Source organism: Leisingera sp. SA32, from assembly GCF_056033425.1.
Genome location: NZ_JBVYHB010000010.1, coordinates 1 through 20,893 on the forward strand (window position 1 = coordinate 1; position 20,893 = coordinate 20,893).

Below are 20,893 nucleotides of genomic sequence, written 5' to 3' on the forward strand. Positions count from 1 at the left end.
CAACCAGGGCCAGCACAGTTCCCGCTGGCAGGCGATCATGTCGATCTCCGCGAAGATCGGCTGTTCGGCGCACACTCTGAATGAGTGGGTGAAGAAGGCAGAGGTCGACAGCGGCAAGCGGGCGGGCGTTCCAACCGATGTGGCCGACAAACTGAAGGCGCTGGAGCGGGAGAACCGCGAGCTGCGCCAGGCGAACGAGATCCTCCGCAAGGCATCAGCGTATTTTGCGATGGCGGAGCTCGACCGCCGGTCGAAGTGATGGTGTCATTTATCGACATGCATCGCGCGGAGTATGGGGTCGAGCCGATCTGCACTGTCCTGCCGATTGCCCCTTCCACGTATTACGACCACCTGGCGAAGCGGGCTGATCCGGCCCGGTGGTCGGACCGTGCCCGGCGTGACGCGGCATTGCGGCCCGAGATCCGGCGGGTTTTCGAAGAGAACTGGCGAGTCTATGGCGTGCGGAAGGTCTGGCGGCAATTGCAACGGGAAGGTTTCGACGTCGCCCGCTGCACGGTCGCCCGGCTGATGAGGAGCATGGGTATTCAAGGTATCATCCGGGGCAAGCCGCACAAGACGACTGTGCCCGACAAGAAGGCCCCATGCCCGCTGGATAAAGTGAACCGGCAATTCCGGGTGCCTGCTCCAAATATGCTCCGGGTGAGCGATTTCACCTATGTCGCCACCTGGAAGGGGTTCACCTATGTCGCCTTCGTTGTCGATGCCTATGCCCGCAAGATCGTTGGTTGGCGTGTCAGCACCTCGGCGCATGCCGGGTTCGTTCTCGATGCGCTGGAGCAGGCTGTTCACGAGCGGCGGCCGACAAAGGCGATGGGGCTTGTTCACCACTCCGACCGCGGCAGCCAATACCTGTCGATCAAGTACACAGAGCGGTTGGGAGAAGCTGGTATCGAGCCCTCTGTCGGCAGCGTTGGGGACAGCTATGACAACGCGCTGGCCGAAACGATCAACGGTCTCTTCAAGGCCGAGGTCATTCACCGCCGCGGTCCTTGGCGAAACTTCGAAGCGGTGGAATACGCAACACTCGAATGGGTGGACTGGTTCAACAACCGCCGTCTGCTCGAGCCTATCGGGAACATTCCGCCGGCAGAAGCAGAGGCCAATTTCTACGCCGCTCTGGAAACTGAGGCACGAGCCGCGTAACTAACTGAAATCAGCCTCCGGCAAACCCGGCGCGGTTCACCTTCCCGCCGAGACCGCGGGTGGACCTGTCCCGTTTTAGTGCCGCCCCATGTGCTCGTTTAAGCCACGTTCCGTTCGAAAGCGACTGGGCTTTTCCAGCCTAAGGCAGAGTGCCGTCGGCGCGGAATGTAGAAGCCGTTTATGTAGTTGAAGATTGCCATCTCCGCTGTCCGTCGCGTTGGCCAGGACTGCCTCCAGATCAACTCAGCCTTGAGGGTCTTGAAGAAGGTTTCCACTGCGGAGTTGTCATAGCAATTGCCCTTCCCGCTCATCGACGCCTGGAACCCATGCTGGCGCAGGATCCTCTGGTAGTCGTGCGAACAGTACTAGGCGGCTTCAAACGGTCGTCGAAACGATTGATTACTAACTCATGACAAGACCTCTGCCAACGCCTCCGCAGGTGTTCTCCCCCCGAGTGTTTTTCGAGGCCGATTGTTCAGGGCGTATGCGACGGCGTCGAGGGTATTCTCATCATGTACACGGAGATCCGTGCCCTTGGGAAAGGACTGACGCAATAGGTCATTGGTGTTCTCGTTGCTACCACGCTGCCAAGGGCTTTGAGGATCACAGAAGAACACCTGGATGCCGGTATCTGTCTTCAGCTTCGCATGTTGTGCCATCTCAGCACCCTGGTCCCACGTGAGTGATTTGCACCAGTGGCTTGGAAGGCCCTGAATTGATTTGGTAATGGCATCTCGAACAGCCTCAGCACCGTGACCTGCAAGCGCGCGAGCGTTCTTTTTGCGCGGGCAAGCTCCAAGTCTTTGGCCGGCACCACTTCCGTATCGCGGTGCGTCGTGATCCATTTGTTCAGCGTGGATACACCTACGCCCAATTCAGACGCCACCTGTTTACGTGTCAGCCCGCTGGTTAACCCGATCCGCACTGCTCCAGCGTGGAATTCGTCCGTCCGTTTTGTTCCCATAGATCGTCTCCTTTGCTGCAATAAATGCTATCAAAGGAGCGGCATCAAACCGCGACACGTCCACGGGTGCCTTCAGAGCTTTCCAAGCGCACGGGCTTCTGGGTCTTGCTTTGCAGAGCCGACGCGCGCTCCCTGATCAGGCCTGACGCCATGATATCGACCACCTTCATCTTCACCAGATCGCAACCACGCAGCTTGCTGTCTATGGCCAGATTAAAAAGTGCAAGGTCGCGGTGGTTCTCGGCTAGCTCAAGCCGAACGCGGATTGCCCAAACATGTTTGGGCTTAAGTGGGGGTTTGATGCACAAATCCCGCGAGGAATTCATCTCGTGAATCCAGAGTGATAGCAGGGGAGCATGAGCAGTTGGGCCCCGACGAAGTATAAGACCAGGAACTGGCCTTCGTACAACGCAGCATTGAAGCAGCGCGGATCGCTGTCGATTTGGTTTGTCCCGGAGATGATCTGGGCGCCACCACCGAGCGGCACGCGAGGTCGCCAGCAGCGTTTCAGCGACTCGGCGATCCAGACTTGCCTGACGCTGAACGTGCTGTTCGGGATGCCGCTTCGGCAAACGACCGGGTTCCTGCAAAGCCTTCTGCGGCCGGTTGGACTGGACAGTGCCCGACTATGGCACCCTGTGCCGTCCCGTTGCCCGGCAGGCGATTTGCATAGCAAATGTGCCAAGAGGGGCCAGAAGACGCTGAACGTGAGCCTGCCCTGCCAGGGTGGCAACTGCCCACTCAATCTCCTGATAGACAGCACCGGCATCAAAGCGCAGGGCGAAGGTGAGCGGAGTGAGGAGGGTCAGAAAACAGTCCGGGGGACTGTTTTCCCGGCAATTTGATGGACTTCATCAAACTCCTCGGCCAATCGCCTGATGACGAGAGACTTTGAGCGGCAAGTCGCGGAAGTCCAGGTCCGCGTCGCGGTTCTCAACCGTTACACGACTCTTTGCATACCTTTCACAGAGCCCGTAGGATAAGTCCGTCCAGAGAAAGGGAAAGTGCGCTCACAAGCCGATTTGTGCAACAAAGCTAAGCTACCCGAGAAAATACCCGCCAAACAGATTGCGCTTGGATGCGACGCGATGCAATGGTCTTGCGATGTGCTAAGTCACGTTACCTGGAGGCGCGTCGATCTGCTATTTTTCATTCGGCAGATGGTCGTCAATAGTTTCAATCACTTGTCCGGGCGCATCACGCCAGATTGATCTGCCCCCTTCTCCTCGCAGCAATTCGATCTGTAAATAGCCATTGTGAATCCGCACCTTGGGGGTCTCAGGCGGCTCCATGTTGTACTTTGTGATGAGAGGGTTGGCGCACAGGACTGCGTCCGACTTGCGGAAGAGGAGCGACATAACCCACCAGAACAAATTGGATAGTGGCAAGGGGAGCACCTGTGAAGCGAAGGGTTGTATCCTATTGTGGCAGGTCGCAGTAAGATTGAACAGGTAGTCAGTTGCGCGCTATGGAATGCGGTGGCGGGGATCTCGCAGGCAAGACCCCATCGAATTCTACGGGCCGAGTCGCTTGACCCCTCTGTGCTGGGCCAGATCACCGCGCGTTATGAGGGTCGGTTTTTTGTTGCAGGGGTGATCTGGCGGATCAGCTCCTTTGGCCAGTGGGGGGACTTTGCACGGTGCCGGGCAATACGCTGTTGCCGATGGTGCAGAGGGGCGACCCGGCCGGCAAGGATGCCTCCACTGCCGGGCTGATCCGGGTCCGGTCGCAAACCGGCGCTGAGACACAGGGTTGAACCGCAGTTCCGGCCATCTGGATTGCAGCTGGCGTCCGGACGTCAGATCGGGTGCGCGAAGGCCAGGCGGGCGGTTTTGAACGCCGGATGCAATTCCGATCCCGGCAGGGCGAGCGTATCGAGTTCACCATGCAGCCAGCGCTCGGCTTGCTGCTGTCCTGTGCTGTGGCTCGACAGGCGGGCCTGCGACGCTGCGATCAATGCTGCCCAAGCTCTGGTGCCGGTGCGTGCCGCCAGCTGTGCGGCATGGGCAAGGGCAACTTCGGCTTCCTCTGGTCCGGCACCACCAGTCGAAAGGGAGATTTCCGCCGCAAGACGGTGGACCTCAGGCGCGTAGATCAGATCACGGCCAGCCTCCAATGCCGCCAAAGCGCTGCTGATGGAAGATCGTGCCGGGCCGGGCCGGTCGGCGCAGGCATAGCAATTGGCCAGCATGGCGTCGTGATAGGCACCGCCAAGTTTCAGGCCGATGGCATGCATCGTCTGAAGTGCCGCCTCCATCTCGGGTAGGGCAGCTGCCGCCCCCTTGCTGCGCACCGCTTCATGCGCCATCCAGATTTGACCGGCGGTCACCCAGAAAGGCTGTCCGATTTCAGCGGCATAGGCGGTGGCCTCTTCAAGCTCTGCCCGGTATCCGGTGTCGGACAGAGCATAGGTATTGGGGGCGGTGCCATAGATCCGCACATAGGGCTTGAGGATCGGCAGCTCCAGAAAGGCTTCATGCGCGCGGGCGTCGGCGCAGGCCTGGCGCCAGCCTGGCAGATCGCCGGCGATGTAGCGCCCGTGGATCCGGAACAGATGGGCCATCTCCAGGCTGTCCATCGAATAGGTCAACGCATGAAGGCGGTGGATCTCGGGCTGGTACAGCTCTGCCACGCGGGCGGTAGCCTGTTCCTGCGCCTCCAATTCGCCTTGGTTGCACAGAACCAGCGACCGGGCAGCCGAGGCCAATACCTCGAGCGCGGTCTCGGTTTCGGCGATCCGGCTCATCCGGCGGACCATCTGCATGGCCCGCCCGGTGCCGCCCACGACGGTGTAATGCGCCCAGATGCCCCAGGCGATCTGGAACTCTGCCTCGCTGCCGCCGTCGCCCGCTTGGCACAATTCCAGCGCGCGCTCGTAGGCGGCGGCGACGGCTTCGTCGGAAAACCCGCGGTGCTGCACCAAGGCCAGCCCCAGCGAGAATTGAACCGCCATTTCCAGCCCGTCGCGGAGCCCGGAGGCTTCGGGCACCGCCTGCAGCCCTGTTTCCGCCCATCTGAGCAGGCGCACCGCTTCGGGAATTTCGCCGCGCTGCAGCGCGGTCTGTGCCGCGGCCAGCAGGTTCGGGATCGCCTCCGCCGCGCGGCCTGCCCCCATCAGATGGGTGGCGGCAATAACGGGGTCTGCGTCGAGCCGGAGCGGCGCTGCCGCCTGATAGGCGCTCAAGGCCTGTTCATGGAGCGCTCGTGCCTTGGATTTCAGAAGCGTGCCAAGCACCGCATCGCGGATCAGCGCATGATCGAACCTGATGGTGCCGCCGCCCCGCAGCCGGAACAGGCCGCGGCTGATCAGTCGGGACACCTGCTGCGAGACTCCGGCTTCGTCGCGGTCCAGCATTTGGGCCAGCACCGATACCCGCAGTTCCGGGCCGAGGATGGCGGCCGCTTCGACCAGCGCCAGCGCATCGCCGAGGTGGCTGAAACGCTCGTGCAGGGCTTCGATCATCGACACCGGTATCGCGTCGTCCAGCCGGTGGTCGGGGCGTTCCAGAACCGCCCGCGTGATGTGTTCGACAAACAGCGGCACTCCGCCGGCGCGCTCCACGATTTGGGCGCGGGCGGCGTCCGGGATGATGGCCTCGGTGTCCAGCGCGGCAATGATGTCCTGCGCCTCGGCGTCCGCCATGGTGTCCAATTCCAGGCTGACCTGGCCCGGCACCGCAAGCCCTTCCGGACGGCGGGTGGCCAGAACCATTAGCGGCCGACCCTTCAGAAGCTCCGGCAGCCGACCGATGAGCGCCAGGCTGTCGGCATCCAGCCAATGCGAGTCATCCGCAAACAACACAGCCGGAGAGGCGGGCAGCCGCTCCGCCAGCGCGGTTTGCAGCGCGCGGCCGATGGACTCGGTCCGCACGATCGGCGCGACGGGTTCAGTGTAAAGGTCGCAGAGCATGGCCAGCCCGTCAGCCGACCCGGCCGGTGCCCAGGCCCGCAGCGCCGCATGCTGGTTTTCCGCAGGGGCGGCCGCGCTGAGACCTGCAAGGTCGCTGATCAGGCGGCGGAAGGCGGCAAAGCTCTGCTCGCTGCGGTGGTGTTCGCCGTGCAGGAAGAAGACGTTGCTCTCATCCACAGTCTGTTTGAGGAAGGCTTTGGCCAGCGCGGTCTTGCCGTAGCCGCCGGGGGCGGTGATTTCGGCTACTGTGACCTGCCCGGAGCAGGTTTTCTGCCATGTTTCTTCAAGTTTCCGGCGCAGATCGCCGCGGCCGACAAAAACGCTGGCCGGGGCGCTGGCATCTGCCTTGGCCGCCAGCCAGATTTCCAGCGGCTCGTCAAAGCCGCGGATCGGCCGCACGCCAAGCCGGGACAGGGAAAACCGTTCCGGGCCGAGCCGCTGGCTGGTGCCCGAGGCCACGGCCACCTGACCCGGGCCTGCTTCGGATTGCAGCCGGGCGGCCAGATTGACGGTATTGCCGATGGCCATGATTTCCGCAGCCGCCGCATTGGCATGGGCATCGCCGACCACCATCCATCCGGTTGCAACCCCCGCGCTGGCGGTCAAATGCCCGCCATCCGGCAAGGTGATCCTGCCCGTTCGTTCGATAATGCTGAGCGCTGCTGCCACCGCCTGTGCCGCGCTGTTCTTCATCGCATCCGGGTAGCCGAAATAGGCGAGCATGCCGTCGCCCATATATTTTGCCACATAGCCGCCGTGTTCGTCCGTCAGCTGATTGCAGATGTCCTGATACTGCCGGATCAGGCCGAACATGGCCTCGTCGCCCAATGCTCCGGTCATCGCGGTGGATCCGGAAAGATCGCAGAACAGCACCGTCATATAGCGCGAATGGGCTTCGGCCCGGGCTGTGACCCGCGCCCCGCAGGCTCCGCAAAAGCGGCTTCCTTGCGGCAGGGTTTCACCGCAGGACAGGCAGGACAGGGTATTCATCGGGCACGCTCCCTCAGGATCCTCCGCAACTGATAGGATTGCAGCGGGTTGTTGATCGTGGCGTCGCTGGTCAGGAACACCGCGCCAAATGGCGAATGGGTGATGCTGGGCGGTTTGATGATGCCCTCGGGCAGGCCGAACCGGTCCGCAGAGATGCGGATCTCCATGTCGAGCGGTTCCAGCATCGATTGGCCGAGCGAGAAATCATAGACCGAATATTGCCATTGGCCCAAGCGGTTGCGGCAGACCATGGCCATCTCGTAGCCCTGCCGGGCCGCCGCAAAATGCGGCAGCATATGCGCCTGCACCTGCGGCCCGGTGCGGTCGAAGGAGCAGGAGATGATCTCGCTGCCGCTTTGGGCATCGCGGACGATATAGGTGTCCGTGCCCACTTCCATCGCCGCGCGCTCTTTCGGAAACCCGTAGCCGTAGATTCCCAGCAGGATCGGCGGCAGGCTGTCAAGGTAGAGCTTGGTCGGGGTGATCAATGGCGGCAGATCCTGCAGGTGGGCTTCGGTGTGCCGCACCCAGGGCACGGCGCAGATGAATTCGGTGTAGTTCATGCCAAGGGGGATCTGGTTCGGGCGCACGCCGCGCTGCTGGGCAAACAGGAGGATCACCGGGTGCTGGCCCGTCCCGGTCAGGGTCTGAGGTCCCGGCTCCAGCCCTCGGGGCAGCATCTTTGCGACGGTTTTCGTAGGATAGGGCACCATCACGGCCGGTCCCACGGTCTGGGCCATGCCAAAGACCGCGCTCCAGGGCCATTCTGAATTCTGCGCCCGGATCGTCCGCAGAACTGGCCCCATCGGCCGGGCGTGCGCACCGCCCTGCATCGGGCCGCCGGGCACCGGATCGGCCTCTTCGCCGGTGATCTCAGGCACCACGCCCATCAGGCCGGCCGCAGCCCTCAGCCCGGACATGGCGGCGGCCTCGACACAGCCCGCGTTGAGGCCCGTGTAGGTCCAGTCGCCGGCCAGCCAGAGGTTTTTGAACCCGGACCGGTCCGCCCTCAGCCGGGCGGCGGTCGATCCCGGGACCGACAGCACATAACGGTCGGAGGGTTCAACGTTGGCGCGGAAATACTGTGTCTGCCAAAGATCACCATTCTGAGGCGGCGCAGGGGGGATCAGCAGGTTCTGGTCGAAGCTGCTGCTATTCCGGCTGCGCGCGTCCGGCCAGAGATCGCCGAGTCTGCTGTTCAGCCATTTCAGGCTGTCTGCGCGCACCTGGGCCACCGCCCGCGCCGGAAAGGAGGTGTCGGTGAAGGGCGGCAGGTGGTCCGGGTCGGCAAGCGGCCCGCAGAAATAGGCAATGCTGCCCGGCTTGTTATCGCCGGGCCAGGTTTCGGCGGCATCCAGGTGGGTCATGTCCGCCCAGGTGTTCATCGGGTCGGCAAAGGCGGTCAGGATGCTGTCGCCATGCTGCCAGCCCAGGTCCTCCACGGTCGGCTTGAACCAGAGCTGCATGGCCTGCGTCGCCACGGTTTCCACCTTTTCGACCATCTGCCGCCATGCCGGATCGGTGCGGATCAGATCGCCGGCAATGTCGGGCAGGGCGCCAACGGGAATACCCAGGATCACCTCGTCAAAATCGGCACCGCGTTTCAGCGTCAGTCGGCCGGCAGGGGCCCAGCCGTTCCACGAGCTTTCCAGGTCGATGCCGCGCGCTTGCAGCTCGGCCCCCTCATCCAACTGGCCGAAATGCGGCTGCGCGGGCCAGCAATCCAGATCTCCGACCCGCACAAAAGGATCATAGTCGCCTTTGGTCACCGTGGCCTGCCGGTCGATGCCGATCAGGTTGATCGCCTCCGATGCGGGGTCGAGCTTCAACTCGCGCACCTTGTGGAAGAAGTTGAACTTCACGCCGCGCCATTTCAACAGCTTGTAATATGGGGTGAAAATCGTGTCCCCCATGCCGGCGCGCATCTTGAAGAAGATCGACCCCTTGTAGGTCAGGAAAAGCCGCATCGAGCCGCGCAGGAAAGTGCCGGCGGCAATCGCCCTGTGGGCGCGGTCGGTGACACCGCGGCGAAAGCCGAAGGCATAGTCATAGACGGCGCGGACAAGCGGCGAGTCGATGGTTTCCGGCCCCGCGCCATGCCGGGCCAGCCAATCCGATATCTCATCGCCGTCGATCACATCGAACCCATGGGTGATCACCCCGTCTGCAATCATCCCGCGCAGCGCTGCGCCGCCCAGATCCAGCGCTTCGAGCACCCGCTCCAGTTCCTGATCCGCTCTGCCGCTGTCGGCATGGGCGATCCGGTGGCGTTTTGCCGTTGCGTGAACGTCTTCGGCCAAGGCCCGCAGCGCCTCGCGGTCTTCCGAAGCGTGGGCGGCAGGGTCGCGGGGCAAGCGCTGTGCGAAATCGTGCAGCCAATGCAGGGGAGTCACGGCACCGGTTTGCGCCCTGGGCAGCAGGCTGCGGGACAGGTGCCCGGTCACCTCGGCCGTGAGATGCCCGGCCGGATGATCCGCGGCGCCGGGCTGCAGGCTGCTCTGCTCCAGCATATCCCGCAGAAACCCCGCCAGTTCGGTGAAATACTCCCATGGAGTCAGCAGCACACCGCCGGATCCCGGAGTGGCGTCATTGTTTTCCGGACGGAGGGGCCAGAAGGACCAGTCCGGGTGGGAGTCGTCTCCCAATGCGATGTTGTTGTGGGGCAGAAAAGCCTCTTCGAAACTGGGGAAAACACCGGTCAAACCGGCCTTCTGCAGTTCCGCCAGGCAGGCCTTCATCTGGCGGATCGCGTTGTCATAGAAGCCCGACCACACATGCAGGCCGTGTTCCTCGATCCGCTGTCCGGTGCCGGGGTGGCGGCCGCTGGCGCCCTTGCCGCCCAGCCGCCAGCCGACCTGATAGACGGTAATGTCATGCCGTGCGCGCAGCGCCTCTGATGCGGTCAATTCGAAGGCAGCGGTCATAGCGCCCACGCCTCCGCCTAAGATTACAATCTTCTTGCGGCGGGCACTCATGCGAGACTCCAAACAAACAATGACTCGTTGACGCGCCGGTCCGGGGCCGGCGCGTGCCGTTAATCTGCCCATCTGGATCCGAAGACCTGCCCCCAAGTCTTCTGTGATGAGATTTATGCTGATTTTACGCTTTGCCAAGTCTGTGACGCACTCAGCCAGGCAATTCCGCCGCGTAGCCAGCCCGCCGCGCGCCTCTGGCTCCGCTGCACCGGAATGCCATGCGAGCCGCACAAGTCGGCGAAATTCAGCATATGCTGTGCGACATCATCCGGTTCGGGTGATGAGTATTATCCCGCTCAGCGCGCGCCGGTCACAGTGCCGAGGCTTGCCATGGGGTCTGGGAAAAAGGGCTCCAGCCGCGCCATATGCGCTTTGGTCAGCCAAAAGAGATCAGAGATGTCTCCGCCCGATTTCCGGCTTGTGAGCTGTGTTGAACGCCTCAATTCAATGGGTTTTGAGCCTAGGGAAGCAATACGTGAAACGATCGGGTGATATCCGCCTCTAGCGCAGCATGTGCGTCGGCTCGGCGTCCTGCTCGCAGGGCAGCGATAAGGGCGCGGTGATGCGCATGTTCGTCGAGCTGACCGGAAGCGGGGCTGCTGATGATCAGGTTGAGATAAGCGCCATACTGTAGCCAAAGTGCCTCGATCATCGGCAATAGGACCTCTGACTGGCTGAAGCCGTAGAGCATCTGATGGAAGTCGTGATTGGCGACAAGGTCGGGCTGTCCCGTCGTGCTGGCCGATGGCCGCGATAGGATCTCTTCAAGCTGGTCGATGTCCGCATCTTTGATCCGGTCCATGGCTTGGTCCAAAGCCAGACTTTCCAGCGCCAGCCGCGCGGCCTTCAGGTCTGCGGCGCGCCGCGCGTCGAAAGCAGGCACCATCAGCTTGCGCGATGGCGTATCGACAAGCGCGCCCTCCGCCACCAGCCGCCGCACCGCTTCGCGCACGGGAGTCATCGAGACGCCGAGCTGATCTGCCAGGGTGCGTAGGCTCAGCACATCGCCAGGTGCAAATGCTCCCCGGGTGAAGGCGTCGCGGAGTGAAAAGTAGACATTTTCACGCAGTTTCAGCGGGTCGATGCGGGGAATGATCGGTGTGCTCATGTTCGCCCTTGACAGCTCAGAAAGATATCTTTGATAAAATATCACACATCACAGTGGAGTCGGTCAAGCATGGAAAGGCGCGGTATGGAGGAGAAGGGGGAGCGGGGATTCTGGCTCTACGACCTGAAGGTGGAGACCGTTTTGGACGGGCGGACTCCGGTTTGTCGGCATGTTGAAGGAGAGGCCTTCCGCGTCGTCGGCGAGAACCTAGTTTTCGATCGAGAAACCCGGATTTCGATGTATGCCCTGTCGTCGGTCTTGCCGTTGCTCGCGGCTAAGCAGCGGGAGACAGATGCCGACGATTGGATGACGACCGATTCCGAGGTTGCCTGCCCGGACCCGCATTGCGGCGGGCGCCTGCGCATCCACCGCGAAAACAAGCGCTGGTTCTCTCATGCGGCCACAACAGGCCTGCCAGATCAGCGCGGCACTCCCTATTGGAAGGAAGACAAATGACCGTGGAAACTGCAGAACTGCGCCCCGGCCACCGCATGTCCCGCGTTATCAAGGGCGGCTGGCAGCTTGCCGGCGGCCACGGCGAGGTGCGCAGGCAAGACGCGATCGCGGACATGGAAGCCTTTCTCGACGCCGGGATCACGACGTTCGATTGCGCCGACATCTATACCGGCGTTGAAGAGATGATCGGCCATTTCATCGCAGATGTTCGCCGCCGCCGTGGTTCCGAGGTGGCGGATCGCGTGGTGGTTCACACCAAACTGGTCCCCGACTTGGCGCGTCTGGCCGATATCCGGCCGGAGGAGGTCGAGGCGATTGTGGACCGGTCCCTGCGGCGCTTGCAGATTGACCGTATCCCGCTGGTTCAATTCTTCTGGTGGGATATGGGTGTGGGCAACGCTGTCGAACAGCTTGACGTGCTCAAGGAATGCCAGCGCAAAGGAAAGATCGCCAATCTGGGAGCAACCAACTGGGACGCGCCGGTCATGGATCGCTTCATTGATGCGGGGTTCGATGTGGTTTCGGCCCAGGTGCAGTATTCGCTGCTCGACCGCAGACCGGCTGGGACCTTTGCAGAGTGGGGCGCAGGCCGGGATGTTCAAATCTTGTGCTACGGTACGTTGGCAGGGGGCTTTCTGACCGAGAACTGGCTCGGCAAGCCCGACCCTGGCTTCACTTTCGAGAACCGCAGCCTCATCAAGTATCGGCTCATCATAGACGAATTCGGGCCATGGGAGCTGTTCCAGTCGCTGCTCCAGGTGTTGCAGGACGTCGGAAACAAGCATGGCGTTGCGCTGTCTTCCATAGCCACCCGCTGGGTCCTTGACCAGCCGCAGGTCGCAGGCGCCATTGTCGGCGCGCGCTACGCACGGCACCTGCCCAAAACGCTGGAGGTTTTCAAAGTGTCGCTGGATGCCGAGGACCGTGCGGCGATCGACGCCGTGCTCGACCAGGCCGCAGGGCCCAATGGCCCTGTCTACGGGCTCGAAGGGGACCGAAACGGGCGGCATGGCAGGATTATGAAGTACAATCTCAACACAAACCCGGCTGACAAGGTGCACGGGGCATGATCCGCAATCTGCCCTTTGTTCGAGAGGAGGTGTGATGCCCTATACCATCGCCTCCAGGATTTTGTTTCCTCTATACCTGCTCACCTCGTTTTCCATCGTTGTCCTGATGGGGGTGTCCTTTTCGGACGTGATCCTGCGCAGCCTGAACCGCCCGATCCCAGGCGCGTATGAGATCACGGAAATCGCCGTAGGTGCGATGGTCTTTGCGGCGCTGCCGATTGTCACGCTGCGCCAGGAACATGTGCGCGTGACGCTCTTTCGGACAGTGGCTGACCGCTACCGGTGGGTGGACCTTCTGTTCATGGCCGTGAGCCGGAGTGTCGGCGTGGCAGTCTACCTTTTCTTTGCCTGGCACTTGCTGCGGCTTGGCAACCAGATGAGCAGCGCAGGGGCACGGGCAATTTTCGCAGGCTTTCCGCTGGCGCCGTTTGCGTGGTTCGCGGCAGCGATGTGCATGGTATCTGCCATTGCATTGCCATTCAGCCGCAAGGCGCCGGATTCCGAGGGTATGGGAGAAGTCTGATGACGGTCATGCTCTGCGCATTGGCGCTGCTTTTCCTACTGCTATTTCTTGAAGTGCCAATTGCTGTGGCGATGCTGGCGATTGGCGTAGGCGGTTTCGCCTGGATCGTCGATTGGGGGCCGGCGGGATACATGGCGGCGGACACGGCCTATCGCACAGTCCACAACTTCAACATGTCGGTAATCCCGCTGTTCATGCTGATGGGCAATCTGATCAGCCGGGCTGAGATATCGAAGGAATTGTTCGATCTGGCGTATCGCTTTGTCGGTCACCGACGCGGAGGACTGGCGATTTCCACGATCATAGCGGGTGGCATGTTTGCAGCTGTCTGCGGGTCCAGCCTTGCATCCTCGGCTACAATGGGACGGGTCGCCTATCCGTCGATGAAACGCTACCGCTATGACGATTCCCTTGCGTCGGGTTCCATCGCGGCGGCGGGCACCTTGGGCATCATGATCCCGCCCAGCATCGTCTTGATTGTTTATGGTATCTTGACCCAGACAGACATCGGCAAGCTGTTCATCGCGGGCATCCTGCCTGGCCTGCTGGGCGCGTTGCTCTATGTGGGCGCGGTCGTTGTTTCCACCGCGCTGAACCCGGCGGCGGGCCCTGCAGGGGAAAGCAGCAACTGGCGTGAACGGCTGGTGGCGCTGCGTGCGGTCGGATCCGTCATTCTGCTATTCGGTCTTGTCATCGGCGGGATCTACGGAAATTTCTTTACCCCGACCGAGGCCGCGGGCGTCGGTGCTGTCGGCGCTCTGGCGATCACCGTCTGGCGGCGCAAATTGACCCTGTGGACCTTTGTGCAAACCCTGGGGCAAACCGCGATCATGAGCGCGTCGATCTTCTTTGTCCTGGTGGGCGCACAGGTCTTCGGCAACTTCATCAACGTTGCCGGCTTCACCGCGGCCTTGAACAGCTTTGTTGCCGGGCTCGACCTTCCGGCCTGGGCCATGATGCTGGTGATCGTGGCGATGTATCTGATCCTGGGCTGCGTTCTGGAAAGCATGTCGATGCTGCTGCTCACCATCCCCATCACGTTTCCGCTGATCCTGCATCTCGGCTACGATCCGATCTGGTTCGGCATCCTCGTTGTCACGCTGGTCGAGGTGGCACTGATCACACCGCCCGTGGGAATGAATATCTACGTCCTGCAAGGGGTGCTGCCCAAAGTGTCGCTGCGCAAGATGTTCGTCGGTGTAACCCCGTTCGTTGCGGCGGATGCGATCCGTATCCTTCTCCTCATCCTCATTCCCGGTCTGGCCCTATGGCTGCCGGGGCTGATGTAAGACCCCCCAAAATAATAGAGAAAACATAAGAAAACCAACATGGAGACTAGACTATGATCAGACGCAATTTCATTGCCGCGGTTTCAAGCCTGACCCTATTGGCCAGCGCCACATCCGCATTGGCAGAGGACGTGGTTCTGCGCTTTTCCAACTGGCTGCCGCCGACCCACCCGATCCTAACCGACATGATCGAGCCCTGGGCCGCAGAGGTCAAAGCAGCAACCGAGGGCCGCGTGTCTTTGCAGATCCTGCCTGCCCTCGGGGCGCCGGGTGCGCATTTCGATATGGTGCGCAATGGTGTGGCCGACATCGCCTTCGGCGTCCACGGTTACACGCCGGAGCGGTTCAAACTGACCGAAATGGTCGAACTGCCCTTCACGGCCGAGAACGCCCAGGTCAATTCGATCGCTAACTGGCGCACCTATCAGAAGTTCTTCATGGAGGCGAATGAACACGAGGGCACGCACCTTTTGGGCCTTTGGGTGCCCGGTTCTTATCAGCTCTTCACACGCGCTGGCGTGGAAGGCGTCGACGATCTGGATGGTCTGCGCATTCGCGTTCCGGGCGCCATCGTCGAACAGATCGCCACAAAGCTGGGGCTCGTTTCAATTTCTTCGCCGCTGACCGAAGCTTATGACCAGATTTCCCGCGGGATCATCGACGGCATGTTCCAGACCTATGGCACCGTGCTTGACTTCAACATGTCTGAGCACATGCCGGTTGTGATGACCGTACCGGGCGGCTTTGCCGCCTCCAGCCAGTTCATCGTTGTAAGCGGTGCTGCTTGGGACCGCATCAGCCCCGAGGATCAAGAAGTTATCAACGCGCTTTCGGGTGAGGCGATGGTAAGCAAGTTTGCCACTGTCTGGCAGGCGCACAACGCGAAAGCAATTGATGAACTGATGGCTGGCGGCCTGACAAGGATCGAGCTGGCCGGCGCCGATCTGGACGAGATGAAGGAGCGGATTGCTCCGATTTGGGACCAGTGGATCGAAGCCGCAAATGCACAGGGTGTGGATGCCAACGCGGCTGTAGACTTCTACCAGGAGCAACTGGATGAGGTCGCCGAAGAGTTGGGCGTAGACCGGAACTGAAACCGGAATAGAAAGTCATCGGGGCAGGGCCATTGGGTCCTGCTTCTCCCTTCGCAGAGGGGCCCGAAGCGAAAAGCGGAGCTATTCATGTTTCACAAGATCGACGATTGGGATCGCGCCTATTCCAATGCTTCACATATCCACCGGAGCGACCGTTGGCCGGAAGCCTGGGTTGCGCCCGCAGCAAAGTTCCGAGAGGACATGACTGACCAGGGCCGCGCCGTTCTTGATCAGTCCTATGGGAGTGGTCCGCGACAACGCTTTGACCTGTTCATGCCTGAAGGTAAGCCGCGCGGGCTGTTTGTCTTTGTTCATGGCGGCTATTGGCACACGTTGGACCGCAGCTATTGGTCACATCTGGCAGCGGGGCCGCTGGCCCATGGTTATGCGGTCGCCTTGCCGGGTTATACCCTTTGCCCGGAGGTTCGCATCACCGACATTGGCCGCGAAATCGCGCAGGCAGTGGATGCCGCGGCTGCGCGGGTGGAAGGCCCCATTGTATTGGCCGGGCATTCCGCGGGCGGGCATCTGGTTGCGCGGGTCTCAGCTCAGGGATCCGCATTGTCAGAGGATACGCGAACCCGGTTGTCGATGGTGATCCCAATATCTGGCCTTAGCGATCTGCGACCATTCTTGCGGTTGAAGATGAACGAAAGCCTGCGCCTTGATGCCGAAGAAGCGATGCGCGAAAGCCCGGCGCTACTGCATCCGCCCGAAGGTCTGCGTATGTGCTGCTGGGTCGGTGGTAGCGAGCGAGCAGAATTTTTGCGCCAGAACAGGCTTTTAGCATCAGTATGGATCGGGCTGGGAGCGGAAGTGGCTATCTGGGAAGAACCAGACAAGCACCATTTCGACATTTGCGATGCGCTTGCCCGGCCTGAACACCGGATTCACGGTCTTTACATATAAACTTCCCGGCCTTGGCTTGAACCGCACCGGAGCTGCCGACGGATGGTTTCAGTTGGTTAAGCCAATAAAGTTCAGGCATTCTCGCCGCTTGTTGTCTGAAACGCGAGGCGCGCTGCTGGAAGGACATCAATGGACCCTGAGCCTAGGGACAGAATGTGCCTGGCGGGCGGCAGACCGCGTTGATCTTGCGAAGCAGGCAAGACGACGATGGCCGTGGTGCGGCGGGGTCGTTCAGTCCACCCGCGCACAGGCGTCGATTAGGGTCAGCTGGTAGATGCGCCCCGCGCTTTTGATCATAGGGGCAGGCCATCGGTCGGATCACGTCGTCTCATTGGCGTCTATCTGGCAATTCCGCCCGATCGGGCTACGTCTCCTGCCAACTGGAGCCACGCAGAGGGTCACATCATGCCAAACGAGAGCCAGCGTCGCGGGAATAGGTTGATGGACCGGCCCGAGTACAAGTCAAAGCAACAGCCACTGACCTGTTCACCGGATACAAGTGTATTGGACGCCGTTTCGGCGATGACGGAAAAGAGGTACGGCTCCATCGTCGTGATCGATGGCGATGAGAAGGTCATCGGCATGGTAACCGAGCGGGACGTCATGAACAAAATCGTTGCGAAAGAGCGCGATGCCAGGACGACGGACGTTTCCGCAATCATGACCGAGAACCCGAGGCTGGCGAGTGAAACGGATGATCTGGTGGATTGGCTCCGCATCATGTCGAACGAGCGTTTCCGAAGACTGCCTGTTGTCGACGAGAACGGTCGCATCAAGGCGATTTTCACCCAAGGCGACTTCGTCTCCTACACTTGGCCTGACTTGATATATCAGATGAGATCAATGGTAACGGCAACAGCGACAAAGAACTTTCCCCTGTTGCTGATTGGCGGTGGGATCGCGGTTTATTCATTGGCGATGGTTATCGTTGTCAGCATGATGAATTGAGCGCCGATCCTGGCCGAAGAGGTCAGTGGTCTTGTTCGACGGCCTGAAGACGTAGAGGACTATGTCCCGCGCTATACGCTGCGAGGCCGCATGAGTGGGCCATACTCGCTTTGAGTGGTCGCTTACCGTGACACAAATTGCCTGCCTCGCGCGCACTTTTGACAGCTTGGTAAAGGCACAATTTCCAACAGGAGAGCCAAGCTATGGTCAAAATCACGTCAATTCACCCCGCAGCAAAACAATATGCCGCAGAAGTCGCGGCATCGACTTTGTCACGCCGCGAGTTTCTGACCCGTGCGACATCGCTTGGCCTGTCGGCAGGGGCGGCATACGGGTTGATCGGCCTGCAGCAACCCGCCGCGGCTTTGACCCAGGCTCAGCCCGGTGGGACATTGCGCATCGAGTCCAGTGTCAAAGCGCTGAAAGACCCGCGCACATTCGACTGGCCGCAGATGTCAAACTACACCCGAGGCTGGCTCGAATATCTGGTCGAGTATCAGATCGACGGCAGCATTGCCCCGTCCTTGCTGGACAGCTGGGAGATCAACGAGGACGCCACGGAATACGTTCTCAGGCTGCGCGATGGCGTCCGTTGGAACAACGGCGATCCCTTCACGGCGCAAGACGTCGCGATGAACATCGAGCGTTGGTGCGACAAGTCCGTTGAGGGGAACTCGATGGCCTCCCGCATGGCGTCTCTTATCGACGAGGAGACTGGCAAGGCGCGCGCAGGGGCAGTCGAGGTCATCGACGAGCGGACCGTCAAGCTTGCGCTCAACAACGCGGATATCACCTTGATCGCGGGCTTCTCGGATTACCCCGCGGCCATTGTGCACAGTTCGTTTGACGGCGATCCACTGTCCAACCCCATCGGCACAGGACCCTACCTGCCCGCTGAGTATGAGATCGGGATCAAAGCGGTTCTCGTGCGCAATGAAGATCACGAATGGTGGGGGGAGGGAGCCTTTCTCGACCGGATCGAATATATCGACTACGGCACTGAGCAATCCTCGATCTTCTCGGCGGTCGAGTCCGATGAGGTCGATATGATCTATGAATCCCTGGGCGAGTACATCTCTCTCTTCGATGATCTCGGTTGGGAGAAGTCCGAAGCGATCACGGCCAATACGGTGGTGATCCGCCCCAATCAAAACGCAGAGGTGGACGGCGAGAAACCCTATGCCGATGTGCGCGTGCGGCGCGCACTTGCGATGGCCGTCAACAACGCCGTCTGCCTCGAGTTGGGATTCAGCGACAACGGAACGGTTGCGGAAAACCACCATGTTTCTCCGCTGCATCCAGAATATGCCGAACTGCCAGCGCCAACCTATGACCCCGCCGCGGCGGCGGCTCTGATGCAAGAGGCCGGCATGGCGGACTTCGAGCATGATCTGGTCTCGATCGACGACACCTGGCGCAAGAACACCTCTGACAGTGTCGCGGCGCAGCTGCGCGATGCGGGGATCAAGGTCAGACGCAGCATCCTGCCCGGCTCGACGTTCTGGAACGACTGGGTCGGCTATCCGTTTTCGACGACCGACTGGGCCCAGCGGCCACTGGGCGTGCAGGTTCTGGCGCTTGCCTACCGCTCGGGCGAGCCTTGGAATGAAAGCGGGTTTGCCAACGCGGAATTTGATGCCCTGCTGACCGACGCATTGGCCATCGCCGATGCGGACCAGCGCCGCGAGGTCATGGCGAAACTGGAAAAGATCATGCAGGACGAGGGGGTCATCATTCAGCCTTACTGGCGCTCGATCTATCGCCACTACAAGCCGACTGTCGTAAATGCGCAAATGCATCCGACCTTTGAAATTCATGTCTCGAAACTGGGCTTTTCCGGGTGACGTAAGAAATCCGGTCGTGGGGCGACGATTTGCCGCCCAGTCACCTTTCTGAGCAAGCCCCTATATCAGAATTATCCGTGATGAAGTTGTTGGGGAGGGGTGGAATTGATGCGCAAGATGCTCAAAAGATCGGGTCGTATATGGGACGGTCGGTGTGGTCAGCGGACCGTCCGAGCCGCTGACCGGGGCCGCCAATGACCGAGCCAATCCTTGTCATGGGGGCGACCTCGGGCATTGGCGCCGCGGTCGTTGACGCCGCGGTCGACCGTGGCCTGCCGGTCCGCGCTTTTGCCCGCAGTGCCGACGATCTCGAAGATCGCGCGTTGGTGGAACCTTTTGCTGGCGACGCGCTGTGCGCCCCGGACGTTGCGGGCGCACTATCCGGGGCGCGGGCGGTGATCTATGCCCTCGGGATCAAGGAAGGCGTCTCGATGCTTTGGGAAGACGTCACGCTGTTCTCCGACACGACAAAGGTGCTGATCGACGCGATGCAGCAGTCGCCGACCAAACGGCTGTTGGCCGTTACGGGTTTTGGCGCGGGGCGGTCGAAAAACGCCATGAGCACGGTTGAACGGCTTGGACATAGGGCCCTTCTGGGCAAGCCCTACGCCGACAAGGACCGTCAGGAAGCGCTGATCATGGAAAGTGGTCTGGACTGGACCATTGTGCGCCCGGTGATCCTGACCAACGGTTCTGGATCGGCGAGACCCCAGGTCCTGCGGGAGCCATCGTCATGGCGCAACGGTTTGATCTCGCGGGGGGCCGTGGCGCAATACCTCATCGACGCCGTCGAGAACAATCTGGATGTTCGCTTGGACGTCGTGCTGACCCGGTGACCACCCGACCTTTCGCGGCTGCGCCGACAAAGCAGCTGCGGTCAACTGTGACGCAGGAAAGCGAGGATCATATGACTACCTCAGACAACAAGGAACCGCCTGAAACGACGGTCTATTTCGATGGGTCTTGTCCGCTCTGTACGGCCGAAATCAAGCACTACGCCGGGCGCGAAGGCGGTGACAGGCTTTGCTTTGTTGATGTCTCGCAATCGGCGCAGCTCGGCGGCGATCTGGCGCCCGAGGACGCGATGCGCCGCTTTCACGTTAGGCTGCCGGATGGCACCTTGGCCTCTGGTGCGCGGGGGTTTGTCGCGATCTGGGAACGCCTGGCGCGCTGGCGCTGGGCGGCCCGCATTGCGCGCTTGCCCGGCGTTTTGCCGGTGCTTGAGGTCGGCTACCGGATGTTCTTGCCATTGCGCCCCGCCTTGTCGAAAATCGCCTCCTTGCTGGGCGCTGAAGCCGCCAACCCACCCCCCGAGAAGCAGCGCCGCAACCGATGAGATAGCGGCCAGAAACCCTGCATCATCCGGCCCCGACGGGGGGCGCAATGTCGGCTTAGGACGCAACGATCTGTCATTCTACGGTGACGTCGTCAGGAACTGTTGGTCGGGCTCCACTTGCTGGGTGGCTGGTCCTCCCCAAACTGAGGGGGTGCGGAAGCAGATCTTTCTCCGCAGCACGGCCGGGGCGGGTCTGATGAAGACGGCGCGTTTTTCCGAGGTCCAGATCATGGGCATTCGGCGGCAGGTGTGTGCGGTGTTGCTGGTGCCGGTCTGTGCCGGGCGCATGGGGTGCACAGCGCCGCGGTCTGCA

General features: G+C 61.3%; 15 protein-coding genes, 7 pseudogenes and 1 other annotated feature. Of the genes and pseudogenes, 14 read left to right on the forward strand and 8 right to left on the reverse strand.

Annotation, left to right across the window (positions count from 1 at the left end):
- Window positions 1–1,164 (forward strand): IS3 family transposase gene (locus AC0IPL_RS14425; RefSeq protein WP_474272577.1). Its coding sequence is split into 2 segments (ribosomal slippage), with 1,165 coding nucleotides annotated over them: window positions 1–224 and window positions 224–1,164; the frame shifts between segments, so codons are not numbered across the junction. This gene is flagged as partial in the annotation.
- Window positions 217–333: a sequence feature (AL1L pseudoknot), on the forward strand. It overlaps the preceding gene by 117 nt.
- Window positions 1,165–1,262: 98 nt before the next feature.
- Here the strand turns inward: AC0IPL_RS14425 and AC0IPL_RS14430 are convergent.
- From AC0IPL_RS14430 to AC0IPL_RS14445, 4 pseudogenes are all read right to left on the reverse strand, one after another.
- Window positions 1,263–1,529 (reverse strand): annotated as a pseudogene (locus tag AC0IPL_RS14430) (integrase core domain-containing protein); the annotation flags it as partial.
- A 42-nt stretch (window positions 1,530–1,571) separates the two neighbouring features.
- Window positions 1,572–1,922: pseudogene (locus tag AC0IPL_RS14435) on the reverse strand (IS30 family transposase); the annotation flags it as partial.
- Between the two features lie 5 nt (window positions 1,923–1,927).
- A pseudogene (locus tag AC0IPL_RS14440) lies at window positions 1,928–2,128 on the reverse strand (transposase); the annotation flags it as partial.
- A 53-nt stretch (window positions 2,129–2,181) separates the two neighbouring features.
- A pseudogene (locus AC0IPL_RS14445) lies at window positions 2,182–2,454 on the reverse strand (site-specific integrase); the annotation flags it as partial.
- A gap of 30 nt (window positions 2,455–2,484) precedes the next feature.
- On the opposite strand from AC0IPL_RS14445, the pseudogene AC0IPL_RS14450 reads away from it, so the two are divergent.
- The 3 genes and pseudogenes from AC0IPL_RS14450 to AC0IPL_RS14460 form a co-directional block, all read left to right on the forward strand.
- Window positions 2,485–2,919: pseudogene (locus AC0IPL_RS14450) on the forward strand (transposase); the annotation flags it as partial.
- 59 nt (window positions 2,920–2,978) lie between these two features.
- A pseudogene (locus AC0IPL_RS14455) lies at window positions 2,979–3,111 on the forward strand (IS5/IS1182 family transposase); the annotation flags it as partial.
- A gap of 495 nt (window positions 3,112–3,606) precedes the next feature.
- On the forward strand, window positions 3,607–3,843 hold the full coding sequence (locus AC0IPL_RS14460) for a hypothetical protein (protein WP_474275344.1): 237 nt from the start codon (window positions 3,607–3,609) through the stop codon (window positions 3,841–3,843).
- A gap of 83 nt (window positions 3,844–3,926) precedes the next feature.
- Here the strand turns inward: AC0IPL_RS14460 and AC0IPL_RS14465 are convergent, their stop codons facing one another.
- The 4 genes and pseudogenes from AC0IPL_RS14465 to AC0IPL_RS14480 all read right to left on the reverse strand — a co-directional run bounded on the left by AC0IPL_RS14465 (window position 3,927) and on the right by AC0IPL_RS14480 (window position 11,111).
- Window positions 3,927–7,028 carry an AAA family ATPase gene (locus tag AC0IPL_RS14465; RefSeq protein WP_474275298.1) on the reverse strand — a complete coding sequence of 1,034 codons (3,102 nt, stop codon included), beginning with the start codon at window positions 7,026–7,028 and terminating at the stop codon, window positions 3,927–3,929.
- The gene (locus AC0IPL_RS14470) at window positions 7,025–10,075 is read right to left on the reverse strand and encodes an NAD(P)-binding protein (protein ID WP_474275299.1); all 3,051 of its coding nucleotides are present in this window, start codon (window positions 10,073–10,075) and stop codon (window positions 7,025–7,027) included. Before AC0IPL_RS14470 ends, AC0IPL_RS14465 begins: the two co-directional genes overlap by 4 nt.
- A 195-nt stretch (window positions 10,076–10,270) precedes the next feature.
- A pseudogene (locus AC0IPL_RS14475) lies at window positions 10,271–10,401 on the reverse strand (IS5/IS1182 family transposase); the annotation flags it as partial.
- A gap of 62 nt (window positions 10,402–10,463) precedes the next feature.
- Window positions 10,464–11,111, reverse strand: a complete 648-nt coding sequence (locus AC0IPL_RS14480; protein WP_474275300.1) for a GntR family transcriptional regulator — start codon at window positions 11,109–11,111, stop codon at window positions 10,464–10,466.
- An 84-nt stretch (window positions 11,112–11,195) separates the two neighbouring features.
- Here AC0IPL_RS14480 and AC0IPL_RS14485 point away from each other — a divergent pair, with 84 nt between their 5' ends.
- The 10 genes from AC0IPL_RS14485 (at window position 11,196) to AC0IPL_RS14530 (ending at window position 20,580) form a co-directional block, all read left to right on the forward strand.
- Window positions 11,196–11,567 carry a TIGR04076 family protein gene (locus tag AC0IPL_RS14485; RefSeq protein WP_474275302.1) on the forward strand — a complete coding sequence of 124 codons (372 nt, stop codon included), beginning with the start codon at window positions 11,196–11,198 and terminating at the stop codon, window positions 11,565–11,567.
- Window positions 11,564–12,637, forward strand: coding sequence for an aldo/keto reductase (locus AC0IPL_RS14490; protein WP_474275303.1), 1,074 nt, complete (start codon window positions 11,564–11,566; stop codon window positions 12,635–12,637). Before AC0IPL_RS14485 ends, AC0IPL_RS14490 begins: the two co-directional genes overlap by 4 nt.
- Window positions 12,638–12,671: 34 nt before the next feature.
- On the forward strand, window positions 12,672–13,160 hold the full coding sequence (locus AC0IPL_RS14495; RefSeq protein WP_474275304.1) for a TRAP transporter small permease: 489 nt from the start codon (window positions 12,672–12,674) through the stop codon (window positions 13,158–13,160).
- A complete protein-coding gene (locus tag AC0IPL_RS14500; protein ID WP_474275305.1) occupies window positions 13,070–14,449 on the forward strand; it encodes a TRAP transporter large permease in 1,380 nt (459 codons plus the stop codon). Before AC0IPL_RS14495 ends, AC0IPL_RS14500 begins: the two co-directional genes overlap by 91 nt.
- Before the next feature lie 53 nt (window positions 14,450–14,502).
- Window positions 14,503–15,543, forward strand: a complete 1,041-nt coding sequence (locus tag AC0IPL_RS14505; RefSeq protein WP_474275306.1) for a TRAP transporter substrate-binding protein — start codon at window positions 14,503–14,505, stop codon at window positions 15,541–15,543.
- An 87-nt stretch (window positions 15,544–15,630) separates the two neighbouring features.
- Complete coding sequence (locus AC0IPL_RS14510; RefSeq protein WP_474275307.1) at window positions 15,631–16,452, forward strand: alpha/beta hydrolase; 822 nt, start codon at window positions 15,631–15,633, stop codon at window positions 16,450–16,452.
- 441 nt (window positions 16,453–16,893) lie between these two features.
- A complete protein-coding gene (locus AC0IPL_RS14515; RefSeq protein WP_474275309.1) occupies window positions 16,894–17,400 on the forward strand; it encodes a CBS domain-containing protein in 507 nt (168 codons plus the stop codon).
- A 203-nt stretch (window positions 17,401–17,603) separates the two neighbouring features.
- On the forward strand, window positions 17,604–19,244 hold the full coding sequence (locus AC0IPL_RS14520) for an ABC transporter substrate-binding protein (RefSeq protein ID WP_474275311.1): 1,641 nt from the start codon (window positions 17,604–17,606) through the stop codon (window positions 19,242–19,244).
- Window positions 19,245–19,438: 194 nt separating this feature from the next.
- Entirely contained in the window at window positions 19,439–20,080 is a 642-nt protein-coding gene (locus tag AC0IPL_RS14525; RefSeq protein WP_474275313.1) for an NAD(P)-dependent oxidoreductase, read from the forward strand.
- 71 nt (window positions 20,081–20,151) lie between these two features.
- Complete coding sequence (locus AC0IPL_RS14530) at window positions 20,152–20,580, forward strand: thiol-disulfide oxidoreductase DCC family protein (RefSeq protein ID WP_474275314.1); 429 nt, start codon at window positions 20,152–20,154, stop codon at window positions 20,578–20,580.
- The last annotated feature ends 313 nt before the right edge of the window (window positions 20,581–20,893 follow it).

What these genes read in the sequence shown, in the direction of transcription:
- AC0IPL_RS14515 (WP_474275309.1), top strand. Translation starts at nt 16,894, where the DNA reads ATGGACCGGCCCGAGTACAAGTCAAAGCAACAGCCACTGACCTGTTCA.
- AC0IPL_RS14510 (WP_474275307.1), top strand. Translation starts at nt 15,631, where the DNA reads ATGTTTCACAAGATCGACGATTGGGATCGCGCCTATTCCAATGCTTCA.
- AC0IPL_RS14505 (WP_474275306.1), top strand. Translation starts at nt 14,503, where the DNA reads ATGATCAGACGCAATTTCATTGCCGCGGTTTCAAGCCTGACCCTATTG.
- AC0IPL_RS14485 (WP_474275302.1), top strand. Translation starts at nt 11,196, where the DNA reads ATGGAGGAGAAGGGGGAGCGGGGATTCTGGCTCTACGACCTGAAGGTG.
- AC0IPL_RS14525 (WP_474275313.1), top strand. Translation starts at nt 19,439, where the DNA reads ATGACCGAGCCAATCCTTGTCATGGGGGCGACCTCGGGCATTGGCGCC.
- AC0IPL_RS14465 (WP_474275298.1), bottom strand. Translation starts at nt 7,028, where the DNA reads ATGAATACCCTGTCCTGCCTGTCCTGCGGTGAAACCCTGCCGCAAGGA.
- AC0IPL_RS14480 (WP_474275300.1), bottom strand. Translation starts at nt 11,111, where the DNA reads ATGAGCACACCGATCATTCCCCGCATCGACCCGCTGAAACTGCGTGAA.
- AC0IPL_RS14530 (WP_474275314.1), top strand. Translation starts at nt 20,152, where the DNA reads ATGACTACCTCAGACAACAAGGAACCGCCTGAAACGACGGTCTATTTC.
- AC0IPL_RS14520 (WP_474275311.1), top strand. Translation starts at nt 17,604, where the DNA reads ATGGTCAAAATCACGTCAATTCACCCCGCAGCAAAACAATATGCCGCA.
- AC0IPL_RS14495 (WP_474275304.1), top strand. Translation starts at nt 12,672, where the DNA reads ATGCCCTATACCATCGCCTCCAGGATTTTGTTTCCTCTATACCTGCTC.
- AC0IPL_RS14470 (WP_474275299.1), bottom strand. Translation starts at nt 10,075, where the DNA reads ATGGGCAGATTAACGGCACGCGCCGGCCCCGGACCGGCGCGTCAACGA.
- AC0IPL_RS14490 (WP_474275303.1), top strand. Translation starts at nt 11,564, where the DNA reads ATGACCGTGGAAACTGCAGAACTGCGCCCCGGCCACCGCATGTCCCGC.